General features: G+C 39.4%; 12 protein-coding genes and 1 pseudogene. 12 read left to right on the top strand and 1 reads right to left on the bottom strand.

Annotated elements, in window-relative coordinates:
• Positions 1-72: 72 nt before the first annotated feature.
• Genes GWI58_RS00450 through GWI58_RS00445 form a run of 3 tightly spaced genes read left to right on the top strand, consistent with a single transcriptional unit; the run spans position 73 to position 3,916 of the window.
• Positions 73-3,045 carry an RHS domain-containing protein gene (locus tag GWI58_RS00450; protein ID WP_237611653.1) on the top strand — a complete coding sequence of 991 codons (2,973 nt, stop codon included), beginning with the start codon at positions 73-75 and terminating at the stop codon, positions 3,043-3,045.
• A gap of 15 nt (positions 3,046-3,060) precedes the next feature.
• The gene (locus GWI58_RS17700) at positions 3,061-3,588 is read left to right on the top strand and encodes an RHS repeat-associated core domain-containing protein (protein WP_272927282.1); all 528 of its coding nucleotides are present in this window, start codon (positions 3,061-3,063) and stop codon (positions 3,586-3,588) included.
• Complete coding sequence (locus GWI58_RS00445; protein ID WP_094960275.1) at positions 3,581-3,916, top strand: hypothetical protein; 336 nt, start codon at positions 3,581-3,583, stop codon at positions 3,914-3,916. The genes GWI58_RS17700 and GWI58_RS00445 overlap by 8 nt, the downstream gene beginning before the upstream one ends.
• A 203-nt stretch (positions 3,917-4,119) precedes the next feature.
• Here the strand turns inward: GWI58_RS00445 and istA are convergent, their stop codons facing one another.
• A complete protein-coding gene (istA, locus tag GWI58_RS00440) occupies positions 4,120-4,689 on the bottom strand; it encodes an IS21 family transposase (protein ID WP_161768814.1) in 570 nt (189 codons plus the stop codon).
• Between the two features lie 476 nt (positions 4,690-5,165).
• On the opposite strand from istA, the gene GWI58_RS00430 reads away from it, so the two are divergent.
• The 9 genes and pseudogenes from GWI58_RS00430 to GWI58_RS00390 all read left to right on the top strand — a co-directional run.
• A complete protein-coding gene (locus tag GWI58_RS00430) occupies positions 5,166-5,729 on the top strand; it encodes a hypothetical protein (protein WP_036894559.1) in 564 nt (187 codons plus the stop codon).
• 173 nt (positions 5,730-5,902) lie between these two features.
• Positions 5,903-6,331, top strand: a complete 429-nt coding sequence (locus GWI58_RS00425; protein ID WP_094960278.1) for an AHH domain-containing protein — start codon at positions 5,903-5,905, stop codon at positions 6,329-6,331.
• Positions 6,328-6,891: a hypothetical protein gene (locus GWI58_RS00420; RefSeq protein WP_094960279.1), complete on the top strand. Its 564-nt coding sequence runs from the start codon at positions 6,328-6,330 to the stop codon at positions 6,889-6,891. The genes GWI58_RS00425 and GWI58_RS00420 overlap by 4 nt, the downstream gene beginning before the upstream one ends.
• 644 nt (positions 6,892-7,535) lie before the next feature.
• A complete protein-coding gene (locus GWI58_RS00415; RefSeq protein ID WP_232464496.1) occupies positions 7,536-7,757 on the top strand; it encodes a hypothetical protein in 222 nt (73 codons plus the stop codon).
• Positions 7,757-8,233, top strand: a complete 477-nt coding sequence (locus GWI58_RS00410; protein ID WP_161768812.1) for a hypothetical protein — start codon at positions 7,757-7,759, stop codon at positions 8,231-8,233. The genes GWI58_RS00415 and GWI58_RS00410 overlap by 1 nt, the downstream gene beginning before the upstream one ends.
• A gap of 237 nt (positions 8,234-8,470) precedes the next feature.
• Complete coding sequence (locus GWI58_RS00405) at positions 8,471-8,779, top strand: RHS repeat-associated core domain-containing protein (protein ID WP_161768815.1); 309 nt, start codon at positions 8,471-8,473, stop codon at positions 8,777-8,779.
• Between the two features lie 11 nt (positions 8,780-8,790).
• Complete coding sequence (locus GWI58_RS00400) at positions 8,791-9,105, top strand: hypothetical protein (protein ID WP_161768811.1); 315 nt, start codon at positions 8,791-8,793, stop codon at positions 9,103-9,105.
• 29 nt (positions 9,106-9,134) lie between these two features.
• Positions 9,135-9,659, top strand: a complete 525-nt coding sequence (locus GWI58_RS00395; protein WP_202608509.1) for an RHS repeat domain-containing protein — start codon at positions 9,135-9,137, stop codon at positions 9,657-9,659.
• A gap of 149 nt (positions 9,660-9,808) precedes the next feature.
• Positions 9,809-10,303: pseudogene (locus GWI58_RS00390) on the top strand (hypothetical protein); the annotation flags it as partial.

The raw sequence follows: 10,303 nt of genomic DNA, 5'->3' as shown, positions 1-10,303 counted from the left end.
TGATTCAGACATCAGTCTGAACGCAGTAGGGATCCACGTCCTTTAGGGCGTGGAGGATGTCAATATCATGACATGTCGGGGAGGCGTTTAGCGTTAGGAAAAATCGCCCTTGGACAGAAAGTGTTCTATCAAGATGAAGGCTTTACCGTCTATCGCACGACAAACAATCTTTTCCTTGTTGAATCGGCGGAAGGTGATTATCAACTTTTCGAAGCCAACCCACATAAAATCAATACACTGCGCTTAATGAAAAGTGCTGATCGTCATAATAATGCTTTACACTACCGCTATGCTAATGACGGTGAATTGGTACAAATTCATGATGATGCGTATCTGACCGATATCCGGTTACATTATGATGAAATCACCCAACGCTTACAGTCGGTGACCCGCCACCAAGGACAAGAAGAAAAAACGCTGGTCACTTATACTTATGATGCACAACAGCGTTTAGTGCAAGTTACTAATGCGGATAAGCGAGTGACTCGTCGTTTTGGCTGGGATGATGAATCGGGTTTAATGGCCATGCACCAATATGCCACAGGGGTCAGTAGTCATTATCGTTGGCAACGTTTTGATGCCTTTACCATTGAAGACAATGAACCTGAGTGGCGAGTGGTTGAGCACTGGCTTAAAGACGGTAAACGCTGTTTAGAGCATACCGAACTGACGTATGATTTAGCTCAACGAACCCTCACCACCGTGGAAACGGGGGGCGAAACCACCTTCCGTCGCTGGAATGAACAACAGCAAATTATCGAATACACCAATGCATTGAATGAAACGTGGTGGTTTGAATGGGATACCAGCCGCCTATTAACGAAAGCAATAGCCCCAGATGGCAGTGAATGGAGGTATACCTATGATGAGCGCGGTAATTTAACCCAATCGACCGATCCCGAACAACAATCGACTTGCTATGATTGGGACAAAGATTTTGCGTTTCCCACGGCACAAACCTTGCCAAATGGGGCGGCTTGGCATTGGGAGTACAATGAGCACGGCGATATTCGTCGTGTGATTGACCCGCTTGGCCATATCACGCGCTTGGCGTGGGATGACCAAGGCCTGTGTCTGGGGCAAGTGGATGCCAAGGGCAATGAAACCCACTATCGCTATAATGCCCGCGGTCAGTTAATCGAGCAACGGGACTGTTCGGGTTACCCCACCACCTTGACCTACGATGATTGGGGACAACTTCGCTCGTTGACCAATGCACAGAATGAAACCACCACCTACACCTTTAGTGAAGCGGGATTGTTGTTAACAGAGTGCTTGCCGGATGGGACAGAAAACCATTATGACTATGATGCCACCGGTCAATTAGTGGGGATAACGGATGCCGGAGAGCGCCATATTCTGTTGCGCCGTAACCGTCGTGGACAAGTGATAGCCCGACGCGATCCGGCAGGGCATTGGTTGCATTTTCACTATGATACTTTCGGGCGTATGCAGGCGCTGGAGAATGAACAGGGCGAGCAGTACCGCTTTGAGTATGATGCCTTGCATCGTTTAACTGATGAACATGATCTTATCGGACAACAAAAGCACTATCAGTACGATGTGATGGGGAATGTCACCCAAATAAAAACCACCCCGGGGCCTTGCGTTGATACGCCGATACCCTTATCCCCGCAGGTGACCACTTTCGGTTACGATAAAGTGGGGCGGTTGCTGTTTCGAGAAAACGCCGATTATCGCACGGAATACCTTTATCAACCTTTGAGTGTGACATTACGCCGCGTCCCCATGGCGGTATGGCATGAAGCCGAACGCACCGGCACCACCGCCCGCGTAGAGTATCAAGACGCCCTGACCTTTACCTACGATAAAGTGGGGCAGTTGGTTCGAGAAGCCAGTGCCCGCGGTGATTATCAGCATCACTATGATGTGCTGGGTAATATCACTCGCACCGAGTTGCCCCATCAACGGGCATTTGAATACCTGTATTACGGCTCTGGGCATTTACAACAAACGCAATGGCGAGATAATGAGCAACTGACGGTATTGGCGGAATATCAACGAGACCGTTTACACCGAGAAACGTTGCGCACCAGTGGCGCCTTAGACAATGAAACGGGCTATGACTGTCGGGGACGTATTACTCACCAAGTGGCGCGCCAAATGAATGCCTCACAGTTTGTGACCCCGGTGATAGACCGTCGTTATCGTTGGGATAAACGCAATCAACTTATCGAGCGCAGTGTCAGTTATGGTCAAACGGGCGAGGTTTTTACCGCCGGACATTGGTACTACCACAGTTATCAGTACGACCCGCTGGGACAATTGACGGCGCATTTAGGGTCGGTGCAAACCGAACACTTTCTGTATGATGCGGCGGCCAATTTACTGACTCGTCCGCACACCGAAGCACCGCATAACCAAGTACAAGGCAGTGATAAATTTGATTATCGCTACGACGGTTTTGGTCGCATGGTCTCCCGCTATGAAAAAGGCAGTAGCTCGGGGCAACGTTATCACTATGACAGTGACCACCGCATTATCGAGGTGGATATCGACCAAGGGCCCTTAGGGTATCAGCGAGCGGAATACCGCTACGATATCTTAGGGCGCCGGATTGAAAAACGGTTATGGAAAGCCAGTGCGATTGCCAACACAGTCACCTATCACCAACATGAGCCGGATGAAGTGTACAGCTTTGGCTGGGTAGGGATGCGACTGGTGTCTGAGCACAGCAGCGCAGCGCCCCATACCACGGTTTATCATGCTTACAATGACCAAAGTTATACCCCTCTTGCCCGCATTGAATGCACGGATAACCCGCTTAATCCGCAACGGGGGATTTATTATACGCACAGCAGTTTAAGTGGCTTACCGGAAGCGTTGACCAACAGTGAGGGTGAAATCGTTTGGCAAGGGCAATACAGTGCTTGGGGACAATTACAGCGTCAAACCCGCCCCACAAGCACATTTAATCGTGAACAGAACCTGCGTTTTCAAGGGCAGTATTTCGACAAAGACAAATTTGTCGGGAACAAATTTGAACAGCGCTTGCGCTGGCCCGTAGGGCGAGTATCAGGATGATACGAGTATACTGGCCTGCATTATAATACGTTCAGGTACTATGCCCCAGATTTAGGCCGTTTTACCCAACAAAACCCAATAGGGTTGGCAGGGGGGATAAATTTATATACTTATGCGCCAAATCCATTGACATGGGGGGATCCGTGGGGATTACTTGATGAAAACACCTTTATTCATTATACGGATAAAGCTGGTTTTGACAGTATAATGAAAACTGGTGTTTTGAATCCTAATAGCCAAGGGAAAGTCTATGTAACCGACATATTAATGATACCTGATGATGTTACACGAAATCTCCTCATCAATAATCCTAAGTATGTAGGACGTGGTGATTATGCGATTATATTTAAAGTTGATTCTGTGCAACTGAATAATATTAATAAAGTTTCTGAATTTGAGTATATTCATTCAGGTAAATTGAAAATGAAGGAAATCTTACATGCCGGAAAAAAACCATATTCTATTGTGTCACATATAGATTATGAAACACGCAATAAAATGACTAATAACCAACTCAATGCTAGGAGTAAATGCGGTGGTTGAACATATAGAAAGTAAAACTATAGATATTACGCAGGATGAAGTTAATGCATTAAAAAAACTAATAATGTACGTTAAATTTTCTTGTGAAGAAAATGAGTCGCTACAATATGCAAGTAGTTATTCAATTAATAGTTTTTTTGATAAATTAATTGACATTGATTGCTTTGGAAAAGCAGCCAAGAAGTTTTATAGTAAGAGGAATATTAATAACGAAAATTTTATCACAAAGAAAATCAATGATGATCAAGAGAAAAGTATAAATAAAATGGATGAAAGTGTATTACAAGAAGTATTTAAAGAAGCACTTCATCCTTTTAAGATTAAATAAATTAAACAAAGCCGGAAGGGATTGAAGTGACCCCCAATAGTTGGACAACCAATTACTGGGGCTCTTTTTATGTCAAAATACATCCACGATTTAAAAATCATCATTGCCAACCAATGTTTAGCGGGAGAAACATCTCGGAAACTTTCTAAAATATATTCTATCTCTTCACGCCAAATTCGATATTGGGCTCAAGTTGTTGCCATTCATGGCAATAATACATTCTTACCAACACCCCATTTTCGCTGTAGCCATGGACCAATTTTTGCGTTCGCTATCTCAACATCCAATTCAAGGTTTTGAGTGCGAAGTTCCGCCTTAAGTGGCACGATAAAGCTATTTTTTAGGTAATGGTTAAAACGCTCTACTTTGTCTTTCGTTTTGGCCCGATAAGGCTGGCAAGTGGTCAACTTAAAACCATAATTTTTTGACATCTGAAGCATTTCAACATGCAGTTTATGTTCACCTTCAGCATAAGCGTCTCGCTTGACAATGAGGGCTTTGGCGTTATCAAAAAGTACTTGTTGAGGCAGGCCGCCAAAGTAATCGAACGCTTCTTTTAACCCCTGTTGCCAAGTGCTGGCTCGTTCATTATCAAAGAACTTGACGTAATAAGCTCGGGAATAGCCCAGTGTCGCCACGAACGCTTTTAGCTTCTGTTTACTTCGGCGAATAGTGGTGAAATCAATCTGCATCTGCTGACCGAGAGGCGTTTCAAAACGCACAATCGGCTCAGGTGCAATAATGGGTTTAAACTGGCAAACGAAACGACGCAATTGCGCAATCCTGCACCTTGACATCCCCTTTGACAAAGTTCATCAAACAAGATAGTTGCAGGGATCCAGTCGGGTTTAGCCAGTTGGATGTGTTGGATTAAGTACGGCTCAAATGGCACTAATTTGGTCTGTTTGGGTGCGCGTCGAGTATACGTTGGCATCGGTTCCTGCTGTAAATGGTGTTTAACAGTATTGCGGGAAATACCCAGTTCACGGGCAATTTTTTGGATGCTTTGACCTTGTGTAAAGCGAACATGAATATCCACAAATATTTCCTTGGTTCTCATAAATTCCCCGTACAAAAATGTACGGATAATACCAAGTGGATCAGTTTTGCATGATCAGTGACACTGTGAATGAAAGGATTATTAGGGCTGATAAAAAAGGATGTAAACAAGGGGTAAAATAGATACATTATCTGAAATTCGAGAAATCCTATCCTCTGCTAGTAGAAATGCTAAATGGAAAACTATATTATGATTAATAAAGTCTATTATTTAAAATCAGATTTGGAAAACTATAGTTCTTTTATTCAAAATTATCCTGATGGAGAAGAAAGTATAATAGGGAGAGCGATGGATCAGCGATGGTCTAAATTTACTGATGACTATACTGCAATTTCATTAGAGTTAAATTCCAATGATTTTGGAAGAAAGAATTATAAATTTGATTTTAGTAGTTTTTTGTCGCCATTTATGGTTTTTAGTGAAAATGCATTAGTGTCCTTATCTGATATTTTGAGTTCAAGAGGGCAAGTATTACCCGTTAAGACTGAGAGCAAACGGAAGAAATTTGTTGGCTATTATCCAACTAATTCACTTTCAGGATGTTTTGACAGAAAAAATTCTGTTTATCGGGAATACCCCAATGGATTAATGATTGAAAAGCCAGTTCTCATAAAAAATAACATCACTGATGAGTATTTATTTACTATTGACGAATATATTAGTCGAATCTTTGTTACGGATAAATTTAAACAAAGAGTAGAAGATGCAGGTTTAACGGCTTTCGATTTTTCAGTGGAAATAGAATTATCGTAAAAATAAAAAAGAAAGTAAAATTTTTCAATTATTGACTAACCAGTTACTAGGCTTTTTTTGTCAAAAAAAGTCGTGATTTAAAAATTATCGTTACTAGTCAATATTTAGCAGGTAATGGTTATGAAAGTCTGTATTTCGCTTTACCATTATCAGACAATGAACCTGAGTGGCAAGTGGTTGAGCACTGGCTTAAAGACGGTAAACGCTGTTTAGAGCATACCGAACTGACGTATGATTTAGCTCAACGAACCCTCACCACCGTGGAAACGGGGGGTGAAACCACCTTCCGTCGCTGGAATGAACAGCAGCAAATTATCGAATACACCAATGCATTGAATGAAACATGGTGGTTTGAATGGGATACCAGCCGCTTATTAACGAAAAATGGTGTTTTCCTACCAAATAGAAATAATGTTGATGAAGCATTGTCAGGAATAAAACATAATGGCAGACATCCAAGTGATTATATTGACGCAGTAAATACAAGAATTATTGATGCTGATAAATTAAATGGAAAACAAGGTGTTCTGGATGAGTTATCAAAAATTCGTGACATCCTATCTTCTGCAAATCGAGATGCAAGCTGGTATACAATATTATGATAAATAACGTTTATTATTTAAAATCGGATATGGTAAATTATTGTTCTTTTATTCAAAATTATCCTGATGGTGAAGAGAGCATTATGGGAAGGTCGAGAGAGCAGGGATGGAGACGGTTTGGCAATGATTATACTGAAATATCATTAGAATTAAGATCAAATGATTTTGGTAAGAAAAACTATCAATTTGATTTTAGTAGCGCTCTATCTCCATTTTTTGTTTTCAGTGAATCAGGTGCTAACCATTTATTTGATATCTTAAATCCTAGGGGACAATTTTTAGGTGTTAGAACAGCAAGTAAACGGAAAAAATTTATTGGGTACTATCCAACTAATGTTTTGTCTGAATGTGTAGATAAAGAAAAATCTATTTATACTGAATATCCCAAAGGATTTATGTTTGAAAAATTAATTCTAGTTAAAAATAATATTACAGATGAATACTTATTTTCAATAAATGAAAATATTAGTGGTGTTTTTGTCACAGATAAGTTTAGAAAGCTTGTTGAAAAAATTGGATTGTTAGGTTTTGATTTTTCTAAAGAAATAGAGTTATCGTAAAGATATTATCGAAGCTACGACCTAGATTATAGATATGTGTAATTACCAGCTTTAGCTATAAAGCAGGTAAATGACACCACATCACTCGCCGATTAGCGTATTAGTTTTCAAGCTTAAATGTAGTTTTCTGGTGCTTATTTTGTATTTATTTGTCCGGATATCTTCACTGTTCGGTATTAATACCAAATAACTGTTTAAAATATTCACTACAAATGTGAAATAGGTTTTAAAATCTGCCAGTTGGAAACGGATTAAAGGACTTTGATCCTGCTGGTAAAGGTAGATTTTATGTTACGACAGACGGAGCTCAAGCAGAAAGATAGGCGCGGATGAGAACAGACTGGAACATGTCGATAACTCTAATCATGTAACTTACAAATTAATACCTTGTAAAGTAATAGTATTACTTCGAATGAGAGAATTAAATGAATTACCTATTAATAATATTGATCATCAACTAATAAATAGATTTAAGATGTTTTTAAATAAAGATATACCTTTAAGTAATTTTAATCGTTCATTAAGAAAATCTATTTTACATAAAGCATCACATAAAATTAATCAGAATCACTGAAAAATCGTTGAGTTGTAGTTATGCTCGGGATATAGAACAGATAATTCTTATTATTCAACATATGGCTTATATGAAAACAACAAAATCAGCGACAACTTATAAACTTGATTATCATCCTGGTGGTTTAGGAATTCAGAAGAATATTCATCGAAATGATTATTGGAAAGTTTATAAATCTACAAGTAAACCTTCTTATGAAGTTTTAGGGAGAATAGGTCATGGTGATTTTAAAAACTATGATCTTATTAAAGAATCGCCAGTTTATATTGATAGCGTATTAATGAATGGTTGATGAAAATTATAGATTTTAGCGCCTCTATAATAAGTTATAAATCAATGGGTAATATTTTTGTTGGTGAAAATATTAGTCTTTACATTAGCGAGTTGTATGAACATCATGATGTCAGTCAATCTAATTATTATTTACCTAATGAAGATTGTAGGATAGCTTATTATATTGATAATATTCTAACTATAGCAACATTATTAGATGGGACGATTATTTCGATTGGGTGTAACGAGAAGTATAAAGGGAAATATAAAAATAAACTATATTCTGGTATGTTAATGGGAGAATTAATTAAACTAACAAGAAGTCAGCGTATATTAAATGGATCTATTATTATAGATGAAGATTATGGTATTTCTTTTATACTACCTTCCCCTTATGATGAAATCGCAGATTATATAGAACATATTCCATTAGATCTAAGAATAAGTGAAATCTATGTGTCTGACTATTATTTTTGGGCATCGAATAAAAAATAGTTATTCAATTAGGCAGTGAAACGGGATATTGCCGACTTCCCTTAAAATAAGACAGCTATAATTAGAATATCTGCCCTAAAATTGAAGAGATTATGATGAAAAAACTCGTTTAATCGTGAACAGAACCTGCGCTTTCAAGGGCAGTATTTCGGCAAAGGCAAATTTGTCGGGAACAAATTTGAACAGCGCTTGCGCTGGCCTATAGGGCGAGTATCAAGATGATAAGAGTATACTGGCCTGCATTATAATACGTTCAGGTACTATACCCCCGGATTTAGGGCGTTTTACCCAACAAGACCCGATAGGGTTGGCAGGGGCATAAATTTATATGCTTATGCGCCAAATCCATTGACATGGTGGGATCCGTTAGGTCTCACGTGTATACCAAATAAAGTAAGTGGGGATGCCCGAGAAGCGAAACTGCTAAAACGATTGCAAAATATGTTTGGTAAAGAAAATGTTATTAGTCAGCGACATTTGCGTAATGCTGACGGAAAAATGGTTGGTCTTGTTGATGATATATCTCGAATAATACGTCTTGATTAGCGGAGATGAATATGAGTGTATTAAGGTTTAACTATTCAACTTTGTTGAAAAGAAACAAAATGTTATCTTATCGTGAGAAAATAACTAAGATAACTAAAGTGTTGATGATTTTTCTTAAGGAAAATAACTTGATTACTTTAGAGCCATTTAAGGATGATGGGGAGGTAAAAGATGAACTAGTGTTATACAGTTCTGATCTAACTGATTTGGGTAATCTTTTATTTAAAGAATACTATCCTAAATGGTCTGCATATATAGATCGTGGTGGAGATGTAAGTAATATAAAAATATTAAATGATGGTTTGAATAAACTGAAAAGAAAATAGAATAAAAAGCCGGAAAAGAAATCAAATTTTTGAAGTGCCCCCCAATAGTTGGACAATCAATTACTGGGGAGCTTTTTATGTCAAAATATAGTAGCGCTTTAAAAATCATCATTACGCACCAAGTGGCGCGCCAAATGAATGCCTCACAGTTTGTGACCCCGGTGATAGACCGTCGTTATCGTTGGGATAAACGCAATCAACTTATCGAGCGCAGTGTCAGTTATGGTCAAACGGGCGAGGTTTTTACCGCCGGACATTGGTACTACCACAGTTATCAGTACGACCCGCTGGGACAATTGACGGCGCATTTAGGGTCGGTGCAAACCGAACACTTTCTGTATGATGCGGCGGCCAATTTACTGACTCGTCCGCACACCGAAGCACCGCATAACCAAGTACAAGGCAGTGATAAATTTGATTATCGCTACGACGGTTTTGGTCGCATGGTCTCCCGCTATGAAAAAGGCAGTAGCTCGGGGCAACGCTATCACTATGACAGTGACCACCGTATTATCGCGGTGGATATCGACCAAGGGCCCTTAGGGTATCAGTGAGCGGAATACCGCTACGATATCTTAGGGCGTCGGATTGAAAACGGTTATGGAAATCCAATACAATGACCTATCACCAACATGAGCCGGATAAAGTGTACAAAAGGTTCTAGATGAGATCCTATAACAACTGAAAAAGGGAAAGAAAGATAATGGAGTATATAACTAATAAACATTGGGCCAAATATATCAAGGGATATATTTTTACTGGTTGTGCAATCCGAAATAAAAATATCGTGTATTTTTGTTTGCGCAAAGATATTCCATACGAAAAGGCTCGAAATTTATGGAACAGTGAAATCCCCTCACAGTTATTATGTATTTATTTAGACACACCAGATGACCCGATTGATTATATTAGAATTGAAGGGTTCGATAATCCTAAAGTAGGTATTTGTTTAAAACCGAAAGAACAAGGGATGCTTGCATCTAGAGGCGATGGTGGGTTTGTCAAGTGTATGGGCAGTGGATCTAAATTTCCGCTAGAAAAAGTTATGGATGGTGACTATGCAAACCCTAAAAATATCAAATGTGTTGGTGGATATGCTTATTATGTTGGCTCTGCACGCAAAATTTATAAACGTGTGGATATTGGGAAATGGCAGAGAATTCAACATGGGATACCAGGAGGAGAAACCAATACAGAT

The sequence above is a fragment of the Proteus sp. G2674 genome, from assembly GCF_009915195.1.
Taxonomy (GTDB): domain Bacteria; phylum Pseudomonadota; class Gammaproteobacteria; order Enterobacterales; family Enterobacteriaceae; genus Proteus; species Proteus mirabilis.
This window is presented reverse-complemented; position numbering and strand designations above follow the sequence as displayed.